Below are 24,631 nucleotides of genomic sequence, written 5' to 3'. Positions count from 1 at the left end.
CGCTCAGCCGAGCTCGCTCGTGCCGGCGTACAGGTGCAGCACCGGGACCCGCAGCTCGTCGCGCGCCCGCGACGCCCAGTCGCGGTGGAACGTGTCCTCGAGCGCGTGCGGGTAGGTCACGACGGCGACCTCGCGCACGCCGCCCGCGGCGACCGCCGACCGCAGCGCCGGGATCGGGTCGTCCTGCGTGACCTCGCCCGTGGCGCTGCGCCCGGCCGCCGTGAACTGCGCCAGGCTGCCCGTGAGCTGCTCGGCCGCGGTGGCCCGCGCCTCGTGCTCCGACGGCTCCTTGCCGCGCGCGCGGTCGAACGCCTGCCGCAGCTCGCCCATGCTGAGGTCGTCGATGATCGTCGACAGCAGCGGCCGCTCGGTGTCCGCCGGGACGAGGACGCGGTACGCGAGCTCCTCGTCGGGGTGCAGGGAGAGCAGGTGCTGGACGTCGGACGCGGTGAGGGTGTCCTCGACGAGGACCAGGATCGTGTCGGTCACGCGCCGAGCCTAACGACCTGCCAGCGGCCCAGCAGCACGCCGTCGGAGTGCAGGAGGTGCAGGGGTCGGACGGCACGCGCCGGGTCGAGCCAGTCGTGCCGGGCGACGATCCGGGGCGCGGGGCCGCCGACGAGCACCGGGCTCGACGTCGCGCACAGCTCGTCCACGAGGTCCGCCTCCAGGAGCTGGCCGAGCAGCGACGGGCCGCCCTCGGCGAGCACGTGCGACAGCCCGCGGGCGCCCAGGGCGGCGAGCGCGACGCGCAGGTCCACGACCCCCGGGGTGTCGGACTCGGTGACGATGACGCGCTCGGGGCCGACCCGGTCCCGGACCTGGTCGAGGCCGGGGGACTGCGACGTCGTGATCACGATCGGCGGTCGGGGTCCGTCGAGCAGCGCGCCGGGGAGGTCCGCACCCGCGGTCACGACGGCGAGCTCGATCTCCGGCGAACGACCCAGCGCGCGGCGTGCCTCCTCCAGGCCCGCGGGGACCTCCAGCGCGCTGTAGTGCTCGGCGCGCACCGTGCCGCCGCCCACGAGGACGACGTCGGCGAGCGCGCGCAGCACGCGGAACACGCGGTGGTCGGCAGGGTCGTTGATGCTGCCGCTGCGCCGGTCCGCACCGGTGGCGGCGCCGTCGAGCGAGCTCACCATGTTGGCGCGCACGTGCACGCCGCGCGGCGGGTCGACGGGCATCCGGTCGGTGAACAGGCCGAGCAGCTCGGCCTCGTCGGGACGGGGGTCGAGGCGCTCGCCGGCGTGCTCCACGGGCAGCAGGACGTCGAGCGGGGGCAGGTCGTCGGTCGTGGGCACGGCCCTCACGCTAGGCCACGTCGCCCGGCCGGGCGCGCCGGGGCGGTGTGGGGAACGGCACGTCGCTGCACGTCACGGCGTCGCGTCGGGTGCCTCCGCGGCTGCGGTGCCGGCGCGTGCGGGCGTGGCGGCGGGCTCGGCGGCCGGGCCGGTCCCGTGCGGGCCGAGGACGTCGGCGAGTGCCGCGACCTCGCCGACGACGACCACGGCCGGGTTGCCGACGCCGCGCTCGGCCGCGCGCTGCGCGATCGTCGCGAGCGTCGCCACCGTCGTGCGCTGCCCGGGCAGCGTGCCGTTCTCCACGACCGCGACCGGCGTCGCCGGGTCCTTGCCGTGCGCGACGAGCGCGGCGGCGTGCTCCGCGAGCCGCCCGACGCCCATGAGCAGCACGAGCGTGCCCTCGACCGCGGCGAGGCTCGACCAGTCGGGGGCGCTGTCGTGCGCCGACAGGATCGTCACCTGGCGGGACACGCCGCGCTGCGTGACGGGGATGCCCGCGACGCCCGGGACGGCGATCGCGCTGGTCACGCCGGGCACGACCTCGACGGGGACGCCGGCCTCGAGGCACGCGAGCACCTCTTCGCCGCCGCGGCCGAGCACGAAGGGGTCGCCACCCTTGAGACGCACGACGCGCAGGCCGCGCAGCGCACGCTCGACGAGCACCTCGTTGATCTGCTCCTGGGTGAGCGTGTGCGCGTGCGGCTGCTTGCCCGCCTCGACCACCTCCACGTCGGGGTCGAGCTCGTCGAGCAGGGTGCGTGGTGCGAGCCGGTCCACGACGACGACGTCGGCCTCGGCGAGCGCGCGGCGGCCGCGGGTCGTGACGAGCCCCGGGTCGCCCGGCCCGCCGCCGACGAGGGTCACGGTCCCGACCGCGGCGCGGCGGTGCCGGCGCAGCGGCAGGGCGCCGGTGTCGAGCAGCAGCGCGACGGCGTCCCGGACCGCCGTCGCGCGGCGCGGGTCGCCGCCCGCGGTCACGGCGACGGTCACGTCGTCGACGCGCGCGACCGCGGGCGTCCACGCGGTCGACCGTGCGCCGTCGCCCGCGTGCACGCACCACACGCGCAGCGCGTCCGCGTCCGCGGCGACGGCCGCGTCGACGTCGCGCTCGCCGGTGGCGGTGTGCACGAGCCAGGCGCCGTCGAGGTCGGTCGCGAGGTACTCCCTCGGCGCCCACCGCACGGCGTCCCGCGCGACCAGCTCCGCGAGGTCCTCGCACAGCCGCGGCGCCACGACCAGCACGTCCGCGCCGTCGGCGACGAGGCGGGCCGTCCGGCGGGCCGCGACGGGACCGCCGCCGACGACGACCACCCGTCGTCCCGTGAGGTCGAGGAGCAGCGGATGGCGAGGCATGGCGTCCAGTGTGCCCGTCCCGGTGGACGGTCCCGTCATATGCCGGCCCCGGCGAGCCAGTCGTCGTCGGCGGCGCTCGGCGGCGGGGTCGGCGTGAGCCGGTCCAGCAGCGTCGGACCGACCATGCCCGCGGCGAGCGTCGTGCCGTCGGCCGGGTCGACGACGAGGAAGCCGCCCGTGCTGCGGTGCGTCGCGTAGTCGTCGAGCGCGACCGGCTCCGCCAGGCGCAGCCGCACGCGGCCGATCGCGTTGAGCGTCAGGGCCCGGGGCGGGGTGTCGGACGACGTGTCGGTCGCGTCCACCGTGTGCAGCGTGTCGACGCCCTCCCACACCTCGACGGTCTGGGTGTCGACGTCGAGGCGCGCGTTGACCTCCCGCAGCAGCGCGCGCACGGTGCGCGTGCCGATGCGGACGAGGACCCGGGCCCCGAGCACGGACCGCCGCTCGGCGAGCCAGCAGACGGTGCCCTCGAGGTCGGCTCCGACGGTCACCTGCTCGCCCGTCGGCACCAGGACGTCGCCCCGGGCCACGTCGACGTCGTCCGCGAGCCGCAGGGTCACGGACTGCGGGGCGTGCGCCTCGGCGAGCGGCCCGTCGAACGTGTCGATCCCCGTGACGGTGCTCGTCTTGCCCGACGGCAGCACGGTGACCTGGTCGCCGACCCGCACGACCCCGGACGCGACCCGTCCCGCGTAGCCGCGGTAGTCGGGGTGCTCCGCGGTGCGCGGGCGGATGACGACCTGGACGGGGAAGCGGAACGACTCGGCGCGCGCGTCACGCCCCACGGGCACCTGCTCGAGGTGCTCGAGCAGCGTCGGCCCGTCGTACCACGGCGTGCGCCCCGAGCGGTCCACCACGTTGTCGCCGGCGAGCGCCGACAGCGGCACGGCCTGGACGTCGGGCAGCCCGATCGCGTCCGCGTACCGCGCGAAGTCGTCCGCGATGGTGCGGAACACGGTCTCGTCGAAGTCGACGAGGTCCATCTTGTTCACGGCGAGGACGACGTGCGGCACGCCGAGCAGCGCCGTGATCGTCGCGTGCCGGCGGGTCTGCTCGAGGACGCCCTTGCGCGCGTCGACCAGCACGATCGCGAGCTCGGCGGTCGAGGCGCCCGTGACCATGTTGCGCGTGTACTGCACGTGGCCGGGGGTGTCCGCGAGCACGAACGCCCGGCGTGCCGTCGAGAAGTACCGGTACGCGACGTCGATCGTGATGCCCTGCTCGCGCTCGGCACGCAGGCCGTCGGTGAGCAGCGCGAGGTCGACCGCGCCGACCTCGGACCCGCCGCGCGCGGCGGTGGCGCGCTCGACGGCGCTGAGCTGGTCGGCGAGGACCGACTTGGTGTCGTAGAGCAGGCGGCCGATGAGGGTGCTCTTGCCGTCGTCGACGGAGCCGGCGGTGGCCAGGCGCAGCAGCTCGCGCTGCGCGTGGTCGGTGTCGAGCGGGGCCTGGTCGGCCCGGGAGCCGGAGTCGGGGTCGGCGGGCAGGTCGGTGGTGGGGGTCGTCGTCATCAGAAGTAGCCCTCGCGCTTGCGGTCCTCCATGGCGGCCTCCGAGGCCCGGTCGTCCGCGCGGGTCGCCCCGCGCTCGGTGAGGCGGCTCACGGCCACCTCGGCGATGACGTCGGCGACCGTCGAGGCCGTCGACTCCACCGCGCCGGTGCAGCTCATGTCGCCGACCGTCCGGTAGCGCACGGTCCGTCGCTCGACGTGCTCCGCGTCGCGCGGGCCGCCCCAGTCGCCGGGGGCGAGCCACATGCCGTCGCGCAGGAACACCTCGCGCTCGTGCGCGTAGTAGATCGACGGCAGCTCGATGCGCTCGCGCTCGATGTAGCGCCACACGTCGAGCTCGGTCCAGTTGGACAGCGGGAACACGCGCACGTGCTCACCGGGCTTGTGCCGGCCGTTGTACAGGTCCCACAGCTCGGGGCGCTGGCGGCGCGGGTCCCACTGCCCGAACTCGTCGCGCAGGGAGAACATCCGCTCCTTCGCGCGCGCCTTCTCCTCGTCGCGCCGCCCGCCGCCGAACACGGCGTCGAACCGGTGCGCGGTGATCGCGTCGAGCAGGGGGATCGTCTGCAGCGGGTTGCGCGAGCCGTCGGGACGCTCGGCGACGCGGCCGTCGTCGATCGCGTCCTGCACGCTCGCCACGACGAGCCGCAGCCCGTGCCGCGCGACCGTCTCGTCACGGTAGGCGAGGACCTCGGGGAAGTTGTGCCCGGTGTCGACGTGCATGACCGTGAACGGCACCGGCGACGGCCAGAACGCCTTGCGCGCGAGGTGCAGCATGACGATCGAGTCCTTGCCGCCGGAGAACAGCAGCACGGGCCGCTCGAACTCGCCGGCGACCTCGCGCATCACGTGGATCGCCTCGGACTCCAGCGCGTCGAGCTGGGTGAGCCGCGGGCCGTCGGGGGTGGAAGGGGCAGGGTGCGTCGCCGCGGTGGGGGCCGTGGCCTGAGTCGTCATGTGTGCAGACCGCATTCCGTCTTGGAGGTACCGGACCAGCGTCCGGCCCGCGGGTCCTCGCCCGGGGCCGTCGCACGCGTGCAGGGGGCGCAGCCGATCGAGGTGTAGCCGATCTGCCGCAGGGGGTTGAGCACGACGTGGTGCTCGGCGACGTACGCCTCGAGGTCGTCCTGCGTCCACGCCGCGAGCGGGTTGAGCTTGACCTTGGACCGCCTGGCGTCCCACCCGACGACGGTGATGTCGGTGCGGGTCGGGGCGTCCTCGCGCCGCATGCCCGTGACCCAGGCGGTGTACGGCGCGAGGCCGCGCTCGAGCGGCTCGACCTTGCGCAGCGCGCAGCACAGGTTGGGGTCCCGCTCGTGCGGCCGCGGACCGTGCTCGGCGTCCTGCTCGGCGACCGTGCGCAGCGGCAGGACCGTGCGCAGCCGGATGTCGGTGAACTCGGCGTAGTAGTCGCGCGTGCCGAGCGTCTCGGCGAAGTGGTACCCGGTGTCGAGGAAGATCACCTCGACGCCGGGCACGGCCTTCGCGGCGAGGTCGACGAGCACCTCGTCGCCCATCGACGACGCGACGACGAGGTCGGTGCCGAACGTGCGGCCCGCCCACGCGAGGATCTCGGCCGGGTGCGCACCCTCGAGCTCCGCACCGGCGCGCTCCGCGAAGGCGCGCAGCTCGTCGGGGGAGAGGTCCGCGACCGCGGGGGTGGACGTGCTCATCGCAGGTCCTCCTCGGCCGCGCGGTGCACCCACTCGGCGAACAGCTCGCCCTCGAGACGCTGCTCGTCGAACCGGCGCGTCACGCGCTCCAGGTAGTCGGGCAGCTCGGAGGACGGCACGCGCAGGCCGCGCAGCGTCTTGCCCAGCCCGCTGGTGAGGCCGAGGCCGCCGCCGAGGTGGACCTGGTAGCCCTCCTCGCCCTGCGCGAGCGCGCCCTTGAGGCCGATGTCGGCGGTCTGGATGCGCGCGCACGAGTTGGGGCACCCGTTGACGTTGATCGTGATCGGCTGGTCGAACGTCGGCAGCCGGCGCTCGAGCTCGTCGACGATGTGCGCGGCGCGGGCCTTGGTCTCGACGATCGCGAGCTTGCAGAACTCGATGCCGGTGCAGGCGATGGTGCCGCGGCGGAACGGCGTGGCGGTGCGCACGCGCAGGCCCAGGGCCTCCAGGCCGTCGACGAGCGCGTCGACGCGGTCGGCGGGCACGTCCAGGACGACGAGCTTCTGCTCCGTGGTGAGCTGCAGCCGGTCGGAGCCCGCGGCCTCGACCAGGTCGGCGACGGCGTCGAGCATCGGACCCGAGACGCGGCCCACGGTCGGGGCCGCGCCGACGTAGAACCGGCCGTCCTTCTGCGGGTGCACGCCCACGTGGTCGCGCTGCCCGGTGGGCGGCGGGGGCGGCGCGGGGCCGTCGGCGAGCGCGTAGCCGAGGTACTCCTGCTCCAGGACCTGCCGGAACAGCTCGGTGCCCCAGTCGGCGAGCAGGAACTTCAGGCGCGCGCGGGTCCGCAGCCGCCGGTAGCCGTAGTCGCGGAAGATGCTGACGACGCCGACCCACACGTCCGGCACCTGCTCGAGCGTGACGAACGCGCCGAGCCGCTTGCCGAGCATGGGGTTGGTGGACAGCGCGCCGCCGACCCACAGGTCGAAGCCGGGCCCGAGCTCGGGGTGCTGCACGCCGACGAACGCGACGTCGTTGATCTCGTGCGCGACGTCCTGGTGCGGGGACCCGCTGACGGCGGTCTTGAACTTGCGCGGCAGGTTCGAGAACGACGGGTCGCCGATGTAGCGGCGGCGGATCTCCTCGATCGCCGGCGTGCCGTCGATGATCTCGTCGGCCGCGACGCCCGCGACGGGGGATCCGAGGATGACGCGCGGGACGTCGCCGCACGCCTCCTGCGTGGTGAGGCCGACGGACTCCAGCCGCCGCCAGATCTCGGGGACGTCCTCGATGCGGACCCAGTGCAGCTGGATGTTCTGGCGGTCGGTGATGTCGGCGGTGTCGCGCCCGAACTCGCGCGAGACGCCGGCGACGGTCCGCAGCTGCTCGAGCGTCAGGGTGCCGCCGTCGCAGCGCACGCGGAGCATGAAGTACGCGTCCTCGAGCTCGTGCGGCTCGAGGGTGGCGGTCCGGCCGCCGTCGATCCCCGGCTTGCGCTGCGTGTACAGGCCCCACCAGCGCATGCGTCCGCGCAGGTCGTCGCCGGGGATGGAGTCGAAGCCCTGCTGGGCGTAGATCGTCTCGATGCGGTGGCGGACGTTGAGGCCGTCGTCCTCCTGCTTGAGCTGCTCGTTGCCGTTCAGCGGCTCACGCTGGTCGAACGCCCACTGGCCCTCGAGGCGGGCGGCGGGCGGGGCGATCCTGGTCTGCGCCATCGGGCGCTACCTCCGGGGGATCATGGACGTGCGCTGCACCCACCGCCTGCGAGGGCGGGACCCGGGCGCAGACCGCGCGCCCGAGGTGGGGGGACGTGGGCGGGGTCAGTCGGTCCGCGGACAGCAGCAGCACATGCGCAGGTCCGCGACGGCGCACGAGCACCGACACCGGGAGGAGGACCACGCGATCACCCGACGAGGCTGTCAGACGTTCGGGTGACGCGGGAGAGCGCATCCGGATGATGAGACGCGTGCTCGCCATGTGGGACGGACGTCCAGTCCGGGTGTAGAGGGGCCGCCCAGGGCCTGCCCGCGCGGCCTCGCGTGACCGCGGTCACCCCGGGACGTACGTCCCGGGCCCCGGACGTAGGCTGCCCACCGTGACAGCCCCCGACCCCCGGCCCGCAGGGTCCGGCGACGCGCTGCCCGCACAGGCGCCCGGCTCGCTCACGGGGCGCCAGCCCGCCGTCCCGCCCGAGCGGCTGCTCGCGGAGCTCGTCCCGCCGCGGCACTTCGCCGGCGAGTCGTTCGACACCTACGTGCCCGACGCCGCGCACCCGTCGCAGCGCGCCGCGGTCGAGCGGCTGCGTGCCGTCGCGCGGGCCGTCACGTCCGGCGGCGCCCCCCGCGGGATCTTCCGCCGCTCCCGCCCGACGCCCGCGGCCGTGTACCTCGACGGCGGCTTCGGCGTCGGCAAGACCCACCTGCTCGCCTCGCTCGCGCACGCGGTCGGCACGCACGACGCCGCGTTCGGCACGTTCGTCGAGTACACCAACCTCGTCGGCGCCCTCGGGTTCCTGCCCACGGTGGAGGCGCTCGCCGCCAAGAAGCTCGTCTGCATCGACGAGTTCGAGCTCGACGACCCCGGCGACACCGTGCTCATGTCCCGCCTGCTGCGCGAGCTCGCCGACCGGGGCGTCGCTCTCGCGGCCACCTCCAACACGCTGCCCGAGTCGCTCGGCGAGGGACGGTTCGCCGCCGACGACTTCCTGCGGGAGATCCAGGCGCTCGCCGCCCGGTTCGAGGTCCTGCGCGTCGACGGCGACGACTACCGGCACCGCGCCGTCGTGACCGACGCCGAGGGCCTCGCCGACGCCGCCGTGCGGGCCGCGGTCGCGGGGGTGCGGGGCGCGACGCTCGACGCGTTCCCCGACCTGCTGGACCACCTCGCGCGCGTCCACCCCAGCCGGTACGGCGCGTTGCTCGACGGCGTCGAGCTGGTCGGCCTCACGGGCGTCGTGCCCGTGCCGACGCAGGACGTGGCGCTGCGGCTCGTCGTGCTCGTCGACCGGCTCTACGACCGCGACGTCCCCGTGCTGCTCGGCGGCGGGGGAGAGCACGACCTGTTCTCCGCCGACATGCTCACCGGCGGGTACCGCAAGAAGTACTACCGCGCGCTGTCGCGGCTGGGCGCGCTGGCCGCCGACGGCGCCGCGCGGGTCGTCGCCGCCGGCTGACCGCCGGGCCGGCCACCGGCCCGGACCCTGGCCTCAGGCGTCGGCGGACGCCGGCACCAGCGCGACGGTCGCGCCCGGACCGAGCACGACCCGCGGCTCCGCACCGGGCTCGACCCGCGCCGACCCCCACGCGGCGGCGACGTCGAGCGGTGCGCCCGCGGGCAGCGACGCCGAGCGCTCCTCGGCCGTGAGGTTGACGACGACGCGCGCCGCACCGCGGTGCAGCACGAGGACGCCGTGCCACGGTCCGTCGGCCTCGTCCGGGCCGTCCCACTCCAGGTCGGTGACCGCGAGGTCGCCCGACCCCAGGTCCGGCACGGAGCGGCGCAGCGCGACGAGCTCGCGGTACCAGGCGAGCAGCCGGGCGTGCCCGGGCGCCTCCCGCTCGGCCCGGTCCAGGACGGACCGGCGGAACGTCGCCTCGTCCTGCGGGTCGGGGACGTCGACGGGACCGCCGTACAGCTCGGTCCAGCCGTGCCCGCCGAACTCGCCGCGGCGCCCCTCGCTCACGGCCCGGCCCAGGTCCGGGTCCGGGAAGGACGTGAAGAACTGGAACGGCGTGCGGGTGCCCCACTCCTCGCCCTGGAAGAGCATCGGCGTGAACGGCGACAGCAGCAGCAGCGCCGCCTCGGCCGCGAGCGTGTCGGCGTCGAGGCGCTCCGACGGGCGGTCGCCGAGCGCACGGTTGCCGACCTGGTCGTGGTTCTGCGCGCACACGACGAAGCGGTGGCCGTCCGTGCCGCTCGGCACCGGCCGCCCCCACGTGCGGCCGCGGAACGTCGAGTACGTGCCGGCGTGCACGAACACGCCCGTGAACGCCTGCCGCAGCGTCGGGGCCGCGCCGAAGTCGACGTAGTAGCCGTGCCGCTCGCCGGTCACGAGCGCGTGCAGGGCGTGGTGGACGTCGTCGGCCCACTGGCCCGTCACGCCCCACCCGCCGACGTGCGTCGGGGCGACGCTCACGACGTCGTTGAGATCGGTCTCCGCGACGAGAGACAGCGGCCGGCCCAGCGTGGCGGACAGGTCCGCGACCTCGTCGGAGAGCTGCGCGAGCACGTGACGGCCCGAGTCGTCCCGCAGCTCGTGCACCGCGTCGAGCCGCAGCGCGTCCACATGGAAGTCGCGCAGCCAGCGCAGCGCGCTGTCGACGATCCAGCGCCGCACGACCGACGAGCCCGGCTGGTCCAGGTTGATCGCCGAGCCCCACGGCGTGTGGTGCGCGTCCGTCGCGTACGGGCCGAACGACCCCGTGTAGTTGCCGGACGGGCCGAGGTGGTTGTGCACGACGTCCAGGCACACCGCGAGCCCGAGGCCGTGCGCGACGTCGACGAACCGCGCGAGCGCGGCCGGTCCGCCGTAGGGCTCGTGCACCGCGTACAGCCCGACGCCGTCGTAGCCCCAGCCGCGCGGCCCGTCGAACGGCGCGACCGGCATGAGCTCGACGACGTCGACCCCCAGCGAGACCAGGTCGGGCAGCGCGGCGGCGGCCGCGTCGAGCGTGCCCTCGGGCGTGAACGTCCCGACGTGCAGCTCGTACAGGACACGTCCGCGGACGTCGAGGCCCGCCCAGCCCTGGTCGGTCCACGCGAACGCGTCCGTGTCGAGCACGCGGCTGGGCCCGTGCACCCCGTCCGGCTGCCACGCGCTGCGCGGGTCCGGCAGCGGGGGACCGTCGTCGAGGGCGAACGCGTAGTCCGTGCCGTGCGGCAGGTCGGTGTCGCCGGACCACCAGCCGTCGTCGTCGGGGCTCAGCGGGACGCGCGCGCCCGTCGACGGCAGGACCAGGTCGACGCGGCCCGCGTCCGGCGCCCACACGCGCGGCTGCACGTCAGCCCTCCGCCCGGACGAGCAGCGCGACCGGCAGCCGGTCGAGCAGCGGGCCGACCTCGCGCACGCCGCCGGTCACCGCGCGGTCCGTCAGCACGTCGTGCCAGTCGCCCTCGGGGAGCGCGACGGTGTGCTCGCCCCACCCCCCGAGCCGGTCGACCGCCGCCTGCAGGCGGGTCGCGACGACCGCGACACGCGGCTCACCGGCCACGGTGCGCGCGTACGTGAGGCTGTGCCCCGAGGAGTGCGCGAGCGGCACGTACCCCGCGTCGGGCCCCACGAACGCCTCCGGCACGTCGCGCCGGGTGCGCAGCGCCCGGGACGTCACGAGCAGCTTCTCGTCGTCCAGGTCGCGCGGGCCCGCGCCGTCGTCGAGCCGCGCGAGCCGGGCCGCGATCGCGTCGTGGTCCACGGGCCGCCGGTTGTCCGGGTCGACGAGCGTCGGCGCGACGACCTCGGTGCCCTGGTACACGTCGGGCACCCCGGGCAGCGTGAGCTGCACGAGCTTCATGCCGAGCGTCGCCGCCCGGACCGCGCCGCGCGTGCGTGCGTCCCACGCCTCCAGCAGGTCGAGCACGGCCCGGTCGGTCAGCGCCTGCCGGGCGGTGCCGAGCACGGCCCGCTCGTACGCCTCGTCGGGCGCGGTCCACGTCGTGCGCGACTTCGCCTCGCGCACCGCCTTCGTCAGGTACTCCTCCAGCCGGTCGGGCGCGATCGGCCCCCCGGGCGTCCACGTGCCGACCAGCGTCTGCCACAGCAGGTACTCGGTGCGGCCGTCGACCAGCGTCGGGCGGTACGGCGCCGACGCGGCGCGGAGCCCGTCGACGAGCTCCGCCCACTCGAGCGGCAGCTCCGCGAGCACACCCAGCCGGGCGCGCGTGTCCTCGCCGCGCTTGGTGTCGTGCGTCGACAGCGTCGTCATGCCGAGCGGCGTCGCGACCTGCTGCTCCGCGGCCCATGCCGCGAGGTCCGTGGGGGTGAGCGCGAACCGCTCGGGCTCGCCGCCGACCTCGCACAGCGCGACGAGGTGCGTCCAGCGGTAGAACGCGGTGTCCTCGACGCCCTTCGCGGTGACCGCGCCGCACGTCTGCTGGAACCGCACCACGAGCTCGTCGCGCCGGCGCCCGCGGGTCCGGCCCGCGCTGCCGACCTCGCGGCCCAGCAGCAGGTCCACCAGCACGTCCATGGTCTCGCCCCGCTCGGGCGACAGGCGCGCGCGGGCGGTCCGGGCCGCCGCCTCGACGACCTCGACCGACTCCGGGTGCACGGGCTCGCCCGGGACGACGTACGCGCGGTAGCGGTCGAAGGCCACGAGCAGCTCGACGAGGCACTCCTCGAGCGCGCGCCACGTGTGGTCGCGCAGCCGCAGGTCCTCGGTGCAGATGTCCGCGGCGAGCGCCGTGAGCCGGTGCACCTCGGCGTACAGCGGGCCGTCGACGATCTCGCGCTTGGCCTGCTCCGCGATGGCCGCGAACGCGTCGGACGTGTCCCCGGTCAGGCGGTGCATCGTCGCGCCCAGCAGCGCCGCGCCGCCCGGGTCGACGAACGTCTGCTGGATGCGCCACAGCGCCTCGTAGCCCGTCGTCCCGGCGGTGTCCCAGTCGGCGGGCAGCCGCTCCTCGCCCTGCAGGATCTTCTCCACGACGACCCACGCGCCGCCCGACGCCTCGCGCAGCCGCGCGAGGTACCCCGTGGGGTCCGCGAGGCCGTCGGGGTGGTCGATCCGCAGCCCGTCGAGCGTCCCGTCGGCGACCAGGTCGAGCACGAGCCGGTGCGTCGCGTCGAACACCTCGGGGTCCTCGACGCGGACCGCGACGAGCGTGCCGACGTCGAAGAAGCGCCGGTAGTTGAGCTCCTCGTCGGCCACCCGCCAGTACGCGAGCCGGTAGTGCTGGCGCTCCAGCAGCTCGGCGAGCGGCAGGGCCTGCGTGCCCTCCCGGACGGGGAACACGTGGTCGTAGTAGCGCAGCACGGTCCGCACGCCCTCGCCGGGCACGTCGACCTCGTCGAGCCGCAGCTCGTCGCGCGCGAGCACCGCCCCGATCCGGTCGCCCAGCACGGGCATGAGGACGTCGCCGCCGCCCGCCGACCAGTCGACGTCGAACCACGACGCGAACGGCGAGTCCGCGCCCTTGTCGAGCACGGACCACAGCGGCCGGTTGTGCCACACGGGCGTCGGGACCGCCATGTGGTTGGGCACGATGTCGAGCACCAGCCCGAGGCCCGCCTCGTGCGCCACGGCCGACAGCCGCCGCAGCGCCGCGACCCCGCCGAGCACGGGAGAGACCTCGTCGTGCGCGACGACGTCGTAGCCGTGCGTCGAGCCCGGGGCCGCGGTCAGCACGGGGGACAGGTACACGTGCGTCACGCCGAGCGACGCCAGGTAGGGGACGCGCTCCGCGACGTCGTCGAGCGTCAGGTCCGCGCCGAGCTGCACGCGGTACGTCGAGACCGGGACGGGCCGCCCCGGCGCGGGCAGCCGGCGGGCCGGCGTCGGGCGCGACCCCGTGCGGGCGTCCGTCACGCGCTCGGCCCCGTCCGCGTCGCCCGACGCCGCGGCGAGGACTCGGACGAGCGTCCGCTCGCGCCCTCCCGCGTCGCCTTCGCCGCCTCGCTCGACGCGGCCGCGGCCGCACCGATCCCCGACGCCGACGGCGTCTGCGCCAGCGGCGGACGGGTCAGGACCACGACCGAGTGGTGCGCGAGCGCGACGTCCTGTCCCGCCTCGAGCACCGCGCCCGGCGCGACCTGGGAGTCGGTGTCGAGCACGACGGTCCACGACGCGCCGTACCGGTCGGACGGGACGACGAACGTCGCCGGCTCCGGCTGCCCGTTGAACAGCACGAGGAACGAGTCGTCGACGATCTCCTCGCCCCGCGAGTCGGGCTCGACGATGGCGTCCCCGTTGAGGAACACCATGACGGCGCGCGCCATGTCGCTGTTCCACGCCTCCTGGCTCATGTGCTCGCCCGTCGGCGCGAGCCACTCGAGGTCCTTGAGGTCGGAGGCGTCCGCCACGTCCGGCTTCCCGGCGAAGAACCGGCGGCGTCGGAACACGGGGTGGTCCTGCCGCAGGCGCACGAGGCGCCGCGTGAACTCGAGCAGGTGGTTCTGCCGCTCGTCGAGGTCCCAGTCCAGCCACGAGATCGGGCCGTCCTGGCAGTACACGTTGTTGTTGCCCTGCTGCGTGCGGCCCAGCTCGTCGCCGTGCAGCAGCATGGGGATGCCCTGCGACAGCAGCAGCGTCGTGAGGAAGTTGCGCTGCTGGCGCGCGCGCAGGTTGAGCACGTGCTCGTCGTCCGTCGGGCCCTCGGCGCCGCAGTTCCACGACCGGTTGTGGCTCTCGCCGTCGGCGTTGCCCTCGCCGTTCGCGTCGTTGTGCTTCTCGTTGTAGGAGACGAGGTCGGCCAGCGTGAAGCCGTCGTGCGCGGTGACGAAGTTGACGCTCGCGATCGGGCGGCGGCCCGTGTGCTCGTACAGGTCCGACGAACCGGAGATGCGGCTCGCGAACTCGCCCAGCGTCGACGGCTCGCTGCGCCAGAAGTCGCGCACGGTGTCCCGGTACTTGCCGTTCCACTCCGACCACAGCGGCGGGAACCCGCCCACCTGGTAGCCGCCCTCTCCGACGTCCCACGGCTCGGCGATGAGCTTGACCTGCGAGATCACCGGGTCCTGGTGCACCAGGTCGAAGAACGCGGACAGGCGGTCGACCTCGTGGAACTGGCGGGCGAGCGTCGCGGCCAGGTCGAAGCGGAAACCGTCGACGTGCATCTCCGTGACCCAGTACCGCAGCGAGTCCATGATGAGCTGCAGCACGTGCGGCGAGCGCATGAGCAGCGAGTTGCCCGTGCCCGTGGTGTCGAAGTAGTGCGCCGGGTCGTCGTCGACCAGCCGGTAGTAGTTCGCGTTGTCGATCCCGCGGAAGCTCAGCGTCGGGCCGAGGTGGTTGCCCTCGGCCGTGTGGTTGTAGACGACGTCGAGGATGACCTCGATGTCCGCCTCGTGCAGGGCCTTGACCATGGCCTTGAACTCCTGCACCTGCTGCCCCGAGCCCCCGTACGCGGAGTACTCGTTGTGCGGCGCGAAGAAGCCGATCGTGTTGTAGCCCCAGTAGTTCGACAGCCCCTTGTCCTGCAGCACCGGGTCGTTGACGAACTGGTGCACGGGCATGAGCTCGACGGCCGTCACGCCGAGCGACGACAGGTGCTCGACGACCGCCGGGTGCGCGAGGCCCGAGTACGTGCCGCGCAGCTCCTCCGGCACGGCCGGGTGCTGCTGCGTCAGGCCGCGCACGTGCGCCTCGTAGATCACGGACTCGTGGTACTGGTGCTGCGGCGGACGGTCGTGCCCCCAGTCGAAGTACGGGTTCACGACGACGGACTTCATGGTGTGCGCCGCGGAGTCGGCGTCGTTCGTCGCGGTCGGGTCGTCGAACCGGTACGTGTACAGCGACGGGTCGTTGTCCACCTGGCCGTCGATCGCCTTCGCGTACGGGTCGAGCAGCAGCTTCGAGGGGTGGCAGCGCAGGCCGCGCGACGGGTCGTACGGTCCGTGCACGCGGTAGCCGTACCGCTGCCCGGGCCCGACCGCGGGCAGGAACCCGTGCCACACGAACGCGTCGACCTCGGTCAGGTCGACCCGCGTCTCGGCGCCGTCCTCGTCGAACAGGCACAGCTCGACCCGTTCGGCGACCTCGGAGAACAGCGCGAAGTTCGTCCCGGTCCCGTCGTACGTCGCGCCCAGGGGGTAGGGGCGTCCCGGCCAGATCAACATCCGCCCAATGTGCCAGGCCAGCGGCGAACCGGCGCGGGGGAGGAGTACCCGCGCGGGGTGGACTTCGCCACACGTCGGGGGACCCCGCAGCCGTTGCGCGGGACGGCGTGACCTGCTGCGCTGGCCCCGTGGTGTGCGCGGCGCACGCACCCCACCGCCCGGACGTCGCCGGGCGCGGTCGCGCCGGGAGGTGGCCGTGGACGGTCGGGTGGTCGTCGTCGGGGCGGGGCTGGCCGGGGCCAGGACCGTCGAGGCGCTGCGCACGGGCGGGTATGCCGGGCCGGTCGCGCTGATCGGCACCGAGACCGAGCGGCCCTACGAGCGCCCGCCGCTGTCCAAGGGGTATCTCCAGGGCTCCGACGAGCGCGACGCCGCGTTCGTGCACGCGCCGGCCTGGTACGCGGAGCACGACGTCGACCTGCGCACCGGGACGACCGTCACCGCCCTCGACCTCGCCGCGGGCGAGGTGCTGGACGCGACGGGCGTGCGCACCCCGTTCACGCACGTCGTGCTCGCCACCGGCTCCGAGCCGCGCCGCCTGCACGTCCCGGGTGCCCACCTCGACGGCATCGCCTACCTGCGCACGCTGCCCGACAGCGACCGGCTCCGCGCGGCGCTGACCGCCGGGCGGCGGGTCGTGGTCGTGGGCGGCGGGTGGATCGGGCTCGAGGTCGCGGCCGCCGCACGTGCCGCCGGCTGCGAGGTGGCCGTGCTGGTCCGTGACGTGCTGCCCTTGCTGGCGGTCCTCGGTCCGGAGCTCGCCGCCCTGTTCGCCGACCTGCACCGCGAGCACGGGGTCGACCTGCGCACGCGGGCCGAGGTCGCCGAGATCCTGCCCGCCGCCGACGGCGCGCACGTCGGCGCGGTCGCGCTCACGGACGGCACACGGCTGCCCGCCGACCTCGTCGTCGTGGGCATCGGCGCGTCCCCGCGCACCGCGCTCGCGGAGTCCGCCGGCCTGCGGGTCGACGACGGCGTCGTCGTCGACGCGCACCTGCGCGCGTCCGACCCGCGCGTGCTCGCCGTGGGCGACATCGCGCGCGCCGCGCACCCGTTCCTCGGCACGCACGTGCGCGTCGAGCACTGGGCCACGGCCCTGCACCAGCCCGAGACGGCCGCCGCGACGATCCTCGGCCGCGACGAGCCGTACGACCGGCTGCCGTACTTCTTCACCGACCAGTACGACCTCGGCATGGAGATGGTCGGGCACGTGACGCGCGGCGGGTACGACGAGGTCGTCGTGCGGGGCGACCTCGCCGCGCGCGAGCTCGTCGCGTTCTGGCGGCGCGACGGCCGCGTCGTCGGCGGCATGAACGTCAACGTGTGGGACGTCGTCGACGACGTGCAGGCGCTCGTCCGCTCGCGCGCGGTCGTGGACCGCGACCGGCTCGCCGACCCCGACGTGCCGCTCGCGTCGCTCGTCGCGGACGCGTGACGTCGGTGCCCGCGGCTAGCCTGACGGCCAGCCCGAACGAAGGAGTGCCCCGTGGTGCTGATCGGCGCCCATGTCCGTGACGACGACCCGGTGGCGGCCGCAGCCGCCGTCGGGGCGCAGAGCGTCCAGATCTTCCTGGCCGACCCGCAGGGCTGGAAGAAGCCCGTGCCGCGCGACGACGCCGACGCGCTCGTCGCGAGCGGCCTCGGGATCTACGCGCACGCGCCGTACCTCGTCAACGTCGCGTCGACCAACAACCGGATCCGCATCCCGAGCCGGAACATGATCGCGCAGCACGCCGCGGCCGCCGCGACCCTGGGCGCCCGCGGGCTCGTCGTGCACGGCGGGCACGTGGGGGAAGGCGACGACGTCGCGGTCGGGATCGACAACTGGCGCAAGACGTTCGAGCGGGCCACCTTCCCGGTCCGGGTGCTCGTGGAGAACACCGCCGGCGGGGAGAACGCGTGCGCCCGCACGCTCGACCGCTGGGCGATGCTCTGGGACGCGATCGGCGGCTACGACGTCGGGGTCTGCCTCGACACGTGCCACGCGTGGGCCGCCGGCGAGGACCTGGAGACGGTCGTCGACCGGCTGCGCGCGATCACGGGCCGCATCGACCTGGTCCACGCGAACAGCTCGCGCGACGAGGCCGGGTCCAGCCGGGACCGGCACGCGAACTTCGCCACGGGCACGATCCCGCCCGAGCTCATCGCGCACGTCGTCCGGGAGGCGGGCTGCGACGCGCTCGTCGAGACGCCCGCCGAGCGGCAGGCGGAGGACGTCGCGTTCCTGCAGGCGACGCTCGCGGGCTGACCGTCCCCGTGTCCCGGGTGCACCACCGGCGCACCCGGGACACGACGACCCGCTAGGGCGCGACGCGGTCGTCGGGTCAGACGGGCGAGGGGTCCTCGGTCACGTCCGGCACGACCTCGTCGGGCGCGAAGGCCACCGTGCGCACCCGCTCGGCGAGCGCGTCGACGGACGCGACCTGCGCGTCGGCCTGGCGGCGCAGCGCGACGAACCGGCCCGCGTCCAGGCCGAGCGGCCCCGACCACACCTCGAGCGTGGCCCACAGCGACCGCTTGCCCGCGACGCCCGAGCGGATCGCCTCCAGCTCGAGGTGCAGCGACAGCGGCGACCGCGACACCGCCCGGCCGTTCGGCTTGAGCCGCCCGACGCGCTCCGCGACCGCCGCCGCCGTGGGCTTCCACGGCGACAGCGTGATGTCGAGGTGCTCCGCCAGGCCCCGCAGCACGCGCCGCTCCTGGTGCAGCTCGTCGCGCAGCCGCTCCAGGACCGGCGCCGCGCTGGTGCCGGCGTAGCGCTCGGTCATCCACTCGACGCGGGAGATGACGCCCGTCGCGCCCATCAGGTGGTCGCTCAGGTAGGTGCGCACCAGGCGCAGGTCGGGCGTGCCGACCGGGACGCTCGCCGCCACGGCTCAGCGCAGCCGCGCCGCGAGGAGCTGCTTGCCCTGCTCGGCGCCCTTGCGGCTCTCGCCCTGGGCCCGGCGGAAGAACTCCGCGAGCTCGGTGTCGCCGTCGCGCTCGGCGTCCTGCGCGTACGTCTCCAGGCGCAGCACGTTGTCGAGGCACGCCTGGACGAACCACAGGATGTTGTAGTCCTTGTCCTTCGTGCCGGTCAGGTGGCCGGTCTCCTGCTCGAAGCTCATGACGTGCACCTCCAGCGCCCCGGCGGGGGCTGTGCGCGGTGACGGGCGGCCGGCGGCCGCCCACGCGGGCTGCTGCTTCACCCGTCGTCCATCGTCGGCCCGGACGCGCGTGCCCGCATGCCGAGCCGTGCCGCGCCCCGCGTGCGCGGGGCGTCCGCCGGTGTGACCGTGGTGGCATGAGCGAGAGCATCCCCGACAGCTTCGACCCGCAGCAGCCCGACGTCCCGTCCCTCGGCGTCGACCCCGACCCCGTGCCCGAGGGTCACCAGGGCGAGGCGCCCACGACCGAGCCGTTCGACGAGGACGACGACGCGAAGGGCACCCCGGGCTGAGCGTCGCTCACGCGGACGTGCCCGGCGGACCCGGAGCGGTCGCCGGGCCCGGTGCGACGCCCGGTCCCTGCTCCGGCGGTGCGCCGGGGCGGCGGAACGACGCCACCAGGCGGGCGACCAGGGTCGCCAGGAACACCTGGGCGACGAGCGCCTCGAAGGTCGCGACGCCGCGGCCCGGGTAGCTCGCGGCGGTGTAGTCGCCGTAGCCGACGGTCGTCAGCGTCGTGAACGAGAAGTACTGCAGCGACTGCTGGTCGGCCTCCTGCCCGCCGGCGAAGAACGGCTCGGGCATGACCCACGCGAGCACCCCGAAGACGTTCGCGAACAGCAGGCCGATGACGAGGTACGCGCTGAGCGCGCCGGCGATCGCACTCAACGTCACGTCGCGCCCCGACAGCACCCGGCCCAGGATGATCGCCAGGGTCGTACCCAGCAGCACGATGAGGACCGCGTCGAGCACCCCGATCGCGGCGTCGCGCGGCAGGAGCGCCAGGGCCCCGGCGACCACGACGGCCGACACCGCGAGCAGCACCCGCACGAGACGGCGCACCCGGGGGCCGGGGCGCGAGGTCCGCACGGCGAACGACAGGGCCGCGAGGTACACGGCCGGGACCACCCAGTGCGCCCACGGCGCGGCGGTCAGGGCGTAGACGAGGTAGCCCACGCACAGCAGCACGAGCACCACGCCGAACTTGTCGGGTGGCGCCTGCGCGGGCCGCACCACGCGTCGGGTGCGGCCCGCGCGCCCGCCTGCCCCCTCGGCGGCGGGTGTCGCGGCGATCAGGCCAGTGCCTTCGCCTTGAGCGTCGCGAACTCGTCGGCGCTGATGACGCCCTGGTCGTACAGCTGCTTCGCGTCCGCGATCGCGCTCGCGGGCGACGTGTTCGCCGTCTCCCGGATGTATGCGTCGGTCGCGGCACGCGTCTGCCGCGCCTGCTCGACCTGCCGCTCCGCCATGCCGTTGCCGCGCGCGATCAGGTAGATCAGCGCGGTCAGGAACGGCAGCAGGATCAGGCCCGCCACCCAGAGCGCCTTCGCGAAGCCGCCCGTCGTGCGGTCGCGGAACAGGTCGGCGCAGATCTGGAACAGCAGGACCAGGTACATGAAGAACACGAACCACCACACCATCAGCCAGAACCAGTCCCAGAAGCTGTCCACGGGGTTCCTCCTCGGTCGGTGCCGGCGTGCTCCGGCCTCGGTTCCCACCCTGGCCGCGGCGCCGCCCGTCCCCCTCACCCGCGCCGGGTGATCGGGTGCGCTGGTCAGGGACCTGCGCGCCGCGGCGCAGGACCCGGCCCGGGCTCGGCGACGCTGCGGTCGACGGGCGGCGGGGCGCCGTCGCGGGGGAGCTGCAGCACGCGGGACTCGCCGGGCTCGTCGGGGTCGTCCACGATCGGCACGCCGTCGAGCCACGAGCCGACCACGTGCGCGAGCTCTCCCGGGTGGCTGAAGTTGATCGCGTGCGCGGCGCCCACGACGACGGCGAGCGTCACGTGGTCGGGAGCGAGCCGTGCGATCTCCCGGACCCGCCAGGGCGGCGGCATCATCGGGTCACGGCTGCCGATCACCGCGAGCGTCGGCACGGGCATGCGCAGCAGCCGCTCCTGCGACGGGAAGCGGACCAGCTCGTCGAACAGCCGCAGCGTGTTCACCGGGCCGAACCGCAGGTAGTCGGGCACCGCGGTGCGGGCCATCGCCGGGCTCTCCCGCGTGGCGTCCTTCGCGAGCTGCCACAGACCGCGGACGAACGGCTGGTTGTACATGCCGCCCGCGGGCGACGCGAGCACGGCACGGTGCACGCGCTCGGGCGCCCAGTGCGCGACCTCGAGCACCACCGGGCAGCCCATGGAGTTGCCCACGAGCACCACCTCCGGCAGCTCGAGCGCGTCGAGGACCGTCAGCACGGCGTCGGCGAGCCCGGGGATGCCCAGCGTCGCGGGCGGGCTCTCGCTGCGCCCGTACCCGGGCAGGTCCGGCACCACGTTGCGCGCGCGGCCCGTGAGGCGCTCGGCCGTGGGCAGCAGCGACGTGCCGGAGATCGCGAAGCCGTGCACGTGCAGGATCGGCACCGCGTCGTCGACGGGCGCGCTGCACCGCACGAGCACGCGCCGCCCGTCGACCCGGACGGTGCGCTCGGTCCACCCGGGCGCGAGCCGCACCATCGCCCGATCGTCGCGGCTGGTCCGCCCGGGAGAGACCACCCGCGGCGGGTGACGTGGCGGCCCTGCCGTGACCGTGACGCTGCCGTCGACGGACGCCGCCGACGGACGGGTGGGACGACGATGGGCGCACCGGCCGGACCTGCCGCAGCCGCGGGCCTCGACCGCCGGCTGGCGGTGCTGCTGGCCATGGCGATGTTCGTGCTGGTCGTGGACACCTCGCTGATGAACGTGTCGATCTCGGCGGTCGTGCGCGACCTGGGCACGACGGTCAGCGGCGTGCAGTCCGCGATCGCGCTCGAGGCGCTGGTGTCCGCGGCGTTCATCCTCGTCGGCAGCAAGGTCGGCGACCTCGTCGGGCGCAAGCGTGCGTACGTCCTCGGGCTGCTCGGCTACGCGACGGGCGCGCTCGCGATGACGTTCGCGCAGAGCCTGACGGCGATCGTCGTGCTGTGGGCCGTCGTCGGGGGGCTCGGCGCGTCGCTGCTGCTGCCCTCGATGCAGTCGCTCGTGCACGGCAACTTCACCGGCCCCGCGCAGAAGAAGGTGTACGCGCTCGTCGGGGCGTCGGCGTCGATCGCCGCCGCGGTCGGTCCCCTCATCGGCGGGTTCCTCACGACCTACCTGTCGTGGCGGGTCGCGTTCGCGCTCGAGGCGGTCGTCATCGCCGTCGTGCTGTCGGGCATCCGGCGGGTCCGGGACGTCCCGTACACCGGCGACCGGTCCGTCGACGTCGTGGGCGCGGTGCTGTCCGCGCTCGCGATGGGCGGCATCGTGCTGGGCGTGCTCGTCTGGCAGGAGGGCGGCGAGGCGGTCGGCGCGCTGCTCGCCGTCGGCGCCGTCGCGCTCGTGGCCCTCGTGCGCTGGCTGCTGCGCCGCGAGCGCACGGACAGGCCCGTCCTGATCGACCCCGGGCTGTTCCGCTCGCCGCTGTTCCGCGTCGGCGTCTCGCAGCAGATGCTCCAGCAGATCGCCCTCGGCGGCGCCATGATCGCGCTGCCGATCTTCCTGCAGATGGTGCTCGAGTACGACGCGATGGCGGCGGGCCTGTCGCTCGCGCCGCTCTCGCTCAGCATGTTCGCCGTCGCACTCCTCGCGGGGCGGCGCGCCGGGACCCGGCGGCCCGCGGACCTCGTCCTGGCGGGCTTCGCGCTGCTCGTCGTCGGGATCGCCGCGCTGCTGCCCGTCGTGCCGCGGGCGACCTCCGGGTGGGCGCTCGCGCTGCCGCTCGTCGTCGCCGGCTCCGGGCTGGGCCTGCTCGTGTCGCAGCTCAACAACTACACGCTGTCGCCCGTGAGCGAGGAGCGCGTGAGCGAGGCCGCGGGCGTGAACTCGGCAGCCGGGTCGTTCGGGCTGTCGTTCGGGCTCGCCGTCGCGGGTGCGCTCATGCTCGGCGCGCTCGCCGTCGGGTTCACGTCGCAGGCGTCCGCGAGCTCCGTGCTCGACCCCGAGCAGCAGCAGCAGGTCGCCCGCGCGCTCGAGGACGACGCGCAGCTCATGAGCAACACCCAGCTCGCCGAGCTGCTCGCCGACGAGCCGCCCGACGTGCAGGACGAGATCGTGCGGATCAACACCGAGGTGCGGCCGCGCGCCCTGCAGGTCGCGCTGCTCGTGCCGCTGGCCGTCGGCCTCGCGGGCGTCGTCGGGGCGCTGCGCATGCGCCGCCTGCCGGACCCGCGCCCGGGCAGCGCCGCCGAGGGCGCCGCCTTCGGCTGAGCGTCGTCGCCGGGCGTCCGGACGGCTGAGCGTCGTCGCCGGGCGTCCGGACGGCTGAGCGTCGTCGCCGGGCGTCCGGACGGCTGAGCGTCACGGCCGGGCGTCCGGACGGAGGAGCGTCGTCGCCCGGCGTCCGCACGGACGGGTCACGCCATGGCGGTGACGGGTGCCGCCGACCGCCGCCCGCGCACACGCGACGGCCCCGGGGAACCGTGCCCCGGGGCCGTCGCCGTCCGCTCAGAAGCCCAGCAGCTTCGCCTTCTGCACCTCGAACTCCGCGGGGGACAGCACCCCCTGGTCGCGGAGCTCCGCGAGCTGCTTGAGCTGCGCGATCTTGGCGTCCATGTCGGGCGACGGCGCAGCGGCGGCCGGAGGCGGGGGAGGCGGCGGGGCGTAGGCGACGGGAGCCGCGTACGCCTCCTGCGGCGCCGGCTCGTACCCGGGCCCCGCCTGGTCCGCCCACCTCTGCTGCTGCCGGTGGTGCACCCGGCCGGACACCGCGCTCGCGGTCCCGGCGACCACCGCCGTGCGGGCCACCCCGCGGATCAGTCCAGGCATCGTCCCCTCCTTCGTCCCGCTTCCGTCGCGCGCCTCGCCGGCCGGCGTGGCCGCGGGCGCCTTCCCCGGGGCTGCGTCAGGCAGCGTCCAGGTCGTCGAGCGCCGCGAGGATCGCCTGCACGGGGATCCGCCCGCTCGCCACCAGCTGACCGCCGCCGCGTCGCAGCGCCGCCGCGAACGGTGCGGCCCAGCGGTTCTCGAAGACGAGGATCCCGGCCGCGGAGCCGTTCTCCAGCGCCTGCGCCGCCTCCGCGATGTCGTCGTCGCCGAGCAGCCCCGACGACGCCCCCTCGAAGAACGAGAGGTCGACCTCGCCCGACGCCGCCTCGTGCAGCTCGATCGCGTGCACCTGGCCGTCGGCGTCCTTCTCGACGAACGCCAGGTCGAGCACGCGGATGATCCCGCGGTCGACCAGGTCGACGAGCAGCGGGAACGCCGTGCCGTCCAGCTTGTTCTGCGGGAACTCGACGACCAGGTAGTCGATCGGCCCGAGCTCCTCGGTCACGTCCACGTCAGCCTCCACGTCCGCCTCCTCGTCCGGGCCGTGCTCGTCACCGGTGCCCCACCCGTGCGGCGGGTCCACCGCGACGCCACCCTGCGCGCCCGCCGGTGCGCGGGCATCACCCGCCTCGGGTGGTAGGGGGTGCACGGTGCCGAGCACGACGCGGCCGTGCTCGGTCAGCCAGCGCGCGACGTCGTCGACGGCACCGGTGCGCACGGCCAGCGTCGTGCACGGGACACGGTCGCCGTCGCGGAGCTGGTCGAGCATCGACAGCAGGACGTCCCCGACGCCGCCGTCCACGACGAGCCGCACCGCGACGCCGCCGGAGGTGTCGCGGCGGCTCTCCTGCCACAGCACCGACACCCCGAGCCCGAGGTCGTGCGCCTGCTCCAGCAGCGTGGGCAGCGCGGCGCCGTCGGGCACCGAGCCCTGCAGGACGGTCTGCCGGCGCATCGCGCGCACGCCGCGCGCCCGCAGCCAGGGCCGCCACGGCACCGGGAGCGCCCCGGCCACCGTGATCTCCGCGAGCCCCGTAGCCATCCGACCTCCCGCGCCGCTCCGTGCGCCCAGCGTGGTGGAAAAAGGACGATCTACCCCTCACCCCGGACGGGTGAACGTCGCTACGGTGTCCCCATGGCCACCACCGGGCCGGCTCGACGCCAGGAACCGGAGGGGATAGCGGCTCGGGGAGGGGTCCGCGACGCCCTG

General features: G+C 75.0%; 22 protein-coding genes. 5 read left to right on the top strand and 17 right to left on the bottom strand.

The window, feature by feature from the left end; translation table 11 throughout:
- Positions 1–3 precede the first annotated feature (3 nt).
- The 7 genes from CELF_RS10715 to CELF_RS10685 all read right to left on the bottom strand — a co-directional run bounded on the left by CELF_RS10715 (position 4) and on the right by CELF_RS10685 (position 7,492).
- Positions 4–489: a hypothetical protein gene (locus tag CELF_RS10715; RefSeq protein WP_013771274.1), complete on the bottom strand. Its 486-nt coding sequence runs from the start codon at positions 487–489 to the stop codon at positions 4–6.
- Positions 486–1,301 carry a dihydrofolate reductase family protein gene (locus tag CELF_RS10710; RefSeq protein WP_126297738.1) on the bottom strand — a complete coding sequence of 272 codons (816 nt, stop codon included), beginning with the start codon at positions 1,299–1,301 and terminating at the stop codon, positions 486–488. The genes CELF_RS10715 and CELF_RS10710 overlap by 4 nt, the downstream gene beginning before the upstream one ends.
- A 72-nt stretch (positions 1,302–1,373) precedes the next feature.
- The gene (cobA, locus tag CELF_RS10705) at positions 1,374–2,654 is read right to left on the bottom strand and encodes a uroporphyrinogen-III C-methyltransferase (RefSeq protein ID WP_126297736.1); all 1,281 of its coding nucleotides are present in this window, start codon (positions 2,652–2,654) and stop codon (positions 1,374–1,376) included.
- 35 nt (positions 2,655–2,689) lie between these two features.
- Positions 2,690–4,165 (bottom strand): sulfate adenylyltransferase subunit 1, encoded by a 1,476-nt coding sequence (locus CELF_RS10700; RefSeq protein WP_013771271.1) that lies wholly within the window; start codon positions 4,163–4,165, stop codon positions 2,690–2,692.
- Entirely contained in the window at positions 4,165–5,121 is a 957-nt protein-coding gene (gene cysD / locus CELF_RS10695) for a sulfate adenylyltransferase subunit CysD (protein WP_013771270.1), read from the bottom strand. The genes CELF_RS10700 and cysD overlap by 1 nt, the downstream gene beginning before the upstream one ends.
- Entirely contained in the window at positions 5,118–5,837 is a 720-nt protein-coding gene (locus CELF_RS10690; RefSeq protein WP_013771269.1) for a phosphoadenylyl-sulfate reductase, read from the bottom strand. The genes cysD and CELF_RS10690 overlap by 4 nt, the downstream gene beginning before the upstream one ends.
- Positions 5,834–7,492: a nitrite/sulfite reductase gene (locus tag CELF_RS10685; RefSeq protein WP_013771268.1), complete on the bottom strand. Its 1,659-nt coding sequence runs from the start codon at positions 7,490–7,492 to the stop codon at positions 5,834–5,836. The genes CELF_RS10690 and CELF_RS10685 overlap by 4 nt, the downstream gene beginning before the upstream one ends.
- A gap of 380 nt (positions 7,493–7,872) precedes the next feature.
- Between CELF_RS10685 and zapE the strand changes: the two genes are divergently transcribed.
- The gene (gene zapE / locus CELF_RS10680) at positions 7,873–8,949 is read left to right on the top strand and encodes a cell division protein ZapE (protein WP_013771267.1); all 1,077 of its coding nucleotides are present in this window, start codon (positions 7,873–7,875) and stop codon (positions 8,947–8,949) included.
- 33 nt (positions 8,950–8,982) lie between these two features.
- On the opposite strand, the gene treZ is transcribed toward zapE, so the two are convergent.
- Genes treZ through glgX form a run of 3 tightly spaced genes read right to left on the bottom strand, consistent with a single transcriptional unit; the run spans position 8,983 to position 15,549 of the window.
- Positions 8,983–10,776 (bottom strand): malto-oligosyltrehalose trehalohydrolase, encoded by a 1,794-nt coding sequence (gene treZ, locus CELF_RS10675; protein ID WP_013771266.1) that lies wholly within the window; start codon positions 10,774–10,776, stop codon positions 8,983–8,985.
- A 1-nt stretch (position 10,777) separates the two neighbouring features.
- The gene (gene treY / locus CELF_RS10670; protein ID WP_013771265.1) at positions 10,778–13,300 is read right to left on the bottom strand and encodes a malto-oligosyltrehalose synthase; all 2,523 of its coding nucleotides are present in this window, start codon (positions 13,298–13,300) and stop codon (positions 10,778–10,780) included.
- Positions 13,297–15,549 carry a glycogen debranching protein GlgX gene (gene glgX, locus CELF_RS10665; RefSeq protein ID WP_013771264.1) on the bottom strand — a complete coding sequence of 751 codons (2,253 nt, stop codon included), beginning with the start codon at positions 15,547–15,549 and terminating at the stop codon, positions 13,297–13,299. Before glgX ends, treY begins: the two co-directional genes overlap by 4 nt.
- A 196-nt stretch (positions 15,550–15,745) precedes the next feature.
- On the opposite strand from glgX, the gene CELF_RS10660 reads away from it, so the two are divergent.
- Both CELF_RS10660 and CELF_RS10655 read left to right on the top strand, forming a co-directional pair.
- Positions 15,746–16,984 (top strand): NAD(P)/FAD-dependent oxidoreductase, encoded by a 1,239-nt coding sequence (locus tag CELF_RS10660; protein ID WP_013771263.1) that lies wholly within the window; start codon positions 15,746–15,748, stop codon positions 16,982–16,984.
- A gap of 51 nt (positions 16,985–17,035) precedes the next feature.
- A complete protein-coding gene (locus CELF_RS10655) occupies positions 17,036–17,797 on the top strand; it encodes a deoxyribonuclease IV (protein ID WP_013771262.1) in 762 nt (253 codons plus the stop codon).
- A gap of 76 nt (positions 17,798–17,873) precedes the next feature.
- Here CELF_RS10655 and CELF_RS10650 read toward each other — a convergent pair whose 3' ends face one another.
- Both CELF_RS10650 and CELF_RS10645 read right to left on the bottom strand, forming a co-directional pair.
- On the bottom strand, positions 17,874–18,422 hold the full coding sequence (locus CELF_RS10650) for a hypothetical protein (RefSeq protein WP_013771261.1): 549 nt from the start codon (positions 18,420–18,422) through the stop codon (positions 17,874–17,876).
- A gap of 3 nt (positions 18,423–18,425) precedes the next feature.
- Positions 18,426–18,737: a hypothetical protein gene (locus tag CELF_RS10645; protein ID WP_232014224.1), complete on the bottom strand. Its 312-nt coding sequence runs from the start codon at positions 18,735–18,737 to the stop codon at positions 18,426–18,428.
- Between the two features lie 95 nt (positions 18,738–18,832).
- Here CELF_RS10645 and CELF_RS10640 point away from each other — a divergent pair, with 95 nt between their 5' ends.
- On the top strand, positions 18,833–18,988 hold the full coding sequence (locus CELF_RS10640; protein ID WP_013771259.1) for a hypothetical protein: 156 nt from the start codon (positions 18,833–18,835) through the stop codon (positions 18,986–18,988).
- A gap of 7 nt (positions 18,989–18,995) precedes the next feature.
- Here CELF_RS10640 and CELF_RS10635 read toward each other — a convergent pair whose 3' ends face one another.
- The 3 genes from CELF_RS10635 to CELF_RS10625 form a co-directional block, all read right to left on the bottom strand.
- Positions 18,996–19,709, bottom strand: a complete 714-nt coding sequence (locus CELF_RS10635) for a potassium channel family protein (RefSeq protein ID WP_232014223.1) — start codon at positions 19,707–19,709, stop codon at positions 18,996–18,998.
- A 59-nt stretch (positions 19,710–19,768) separates the two neighbouring features.
- Positions 19,769–20,146, bottom strand: coding sequence for an SHOCT domain-containing protein (locus CELF_RS10630; protein ID WP_013771257.1), 378 nt, complete (start codon positions 20,144–20,146; stop codon positions 19,769–19,771).
- Between the two features lie 104 nt (positions 20,147–20,250).
- The gene (locus tag CELF_RS10625) at positions 20,251–21,150 is read right to left on the bottom strand and encodes an alpha/beta fold hydrolase (protein ID WP_013771256.1); all 900 of its coding nucleotides are present in this window, start codon (positions 21,148–21,150) and stop codon (positions 20,251–20,253) included.
- 120 nt (positions 21,151–21,270) lie between these two features.
- Between CELF_RS10625 and CELF_RS10620 the strand changes: the two genes are divergently transcribed.
- Positions 21,271–22,863 carry an MFS transporter gene (locus CELF_RS10620; protein WP_013771255.1) on the top strand — a complete coding sequence of 531 codons (1,593 nt, stop codon included), beginning with the start codon at positions 21,271–21,273 and terminating at the stop codon, positions 22,861–22,863.
- A 237-nt stretch (positions 22,864–23,100) separates the two neighbouring features.
- On the opposite strand, the gene CELF_RS10615 is transcribed toward CELF_RS10620, so the two are convergent.
- Positions 23,101–23,421: an SHOCT domain-containing protein gene (locus CELF_RS10615; RefSeq protein ID WP_013771254.1), complete on the bottom strand. Its 321-nt coding sequence runs from the start codon at positions 23,419–23,421 to the stop codon at positions 23,101–23,103.
- Between the two features lie 76 nt (positions 23,422–23,497).
- The gene (locus CELF_RS21175) at positions 23,498–24,463 is read right to left on the bottom strand and encodes a DUF6325 family protein (protein ID WP_013771253.1); all 966 of its coding nucleotides are present in this window, start codon (positions 24,461–24,463) and stop codon (positions 23,498–23,500) included.
- Positions 24,464–24,631: the final 168 nt, after the last annotated feature.

The sequence above is a fragment of the Cellulomonas fimi ATCC 484 genome (genome assembly GCF_000212695.1).
Classification (GTDB): domain Bacteria; phylum Actinomycetota; class Actinomycetes; order Actinomycetales; family Cellulomonadaceae; genus Cellulomonas; species Cellulomonas fimi.
The sequence above is the reverse complement of the archived record's forward strand: the minus strand, read 5'-3'. Positions and strand labels throughout refer to the sequence as shown.

Bases quoted from the DNA above. Each gene is read 5' to 3' on its own strand.
- cobA (WP_126297736.1), bottom strand. From the start codon at position 2,654: ATGCCTCGCCATCCGCTGCTCCTCGACCTCACGGGACGACGGGTGGTC.
- CELF_RS10700 (WP_013771271.1), bottom strand. From the start codon at position 4,165: ATGACGACGACCCCCACCACCGACCTGCCCGCCGACCCCGACTCCGGC.
- cysD (WP_013771270.1), bottom strand. From the start codon at position 5,121: ATGACGACTCAGGCCACGGCCCCCACCGCGGCGACGCACCCTGCCCCT.
- CELF_RS10690 (WP_013771269.1), bottom strand. From the start codon at position 5,837: ATGAGCACGTCCACCCCCGCGGTCGCGGACCTCTCCCCCGACGAGCTG.
- CELF_RS10685 (WP_013771268.1), bottom strand. From the start codon at position 7,492: ATGGCGCAGACCAGGATCGCCCCGCCCGCCGCCCGCCTCGAGGGCCAG.
- glgX (WP_013771264.1), bottom strand. From the start codon at position 15,549: ATGTTGATCTGGCCGGGACGCCCCTACCCCCTGGGCGCGACGTACGAC.
- CELF_RS10640 (WP_013771259.1), top strand. From the start codon at position 18,833: ATGAGCGAGAGCATCCCCGACAGCTTCGACCCGCAGCAGCCCGACGTC.
- CELF_RS10625 (WP_013771256.1), bottom strand. From the start codon at position 21,150: ATGGTGCGGCTCGCGCCCGGGTGGACCGAGCGCACCGTCCGGGTCGAC.
- CELF_RS10620 (WP_013771255.1), top strand. From the start codon at position 21,271: ATGGGCGCACCGGCCGGACCTGCCGCAGCCGCGGGCCTCGACCGCCGG.
- CELF_RS10615 (WP_013771254.1), bottom strand. From the start codon at position 23,421: ATGCCTGGACTGATCCGCGGGGTGGCCCGCACGGCGGTGGTCGCCGGG.
- CELF_RS21175 (WP_013771253.1), bottom strand. From the start codon at position 24,463: ATGGCTACGGGGCTCGCGGAGATCACGGTGGCCGGGGCGCTCCCGGTG.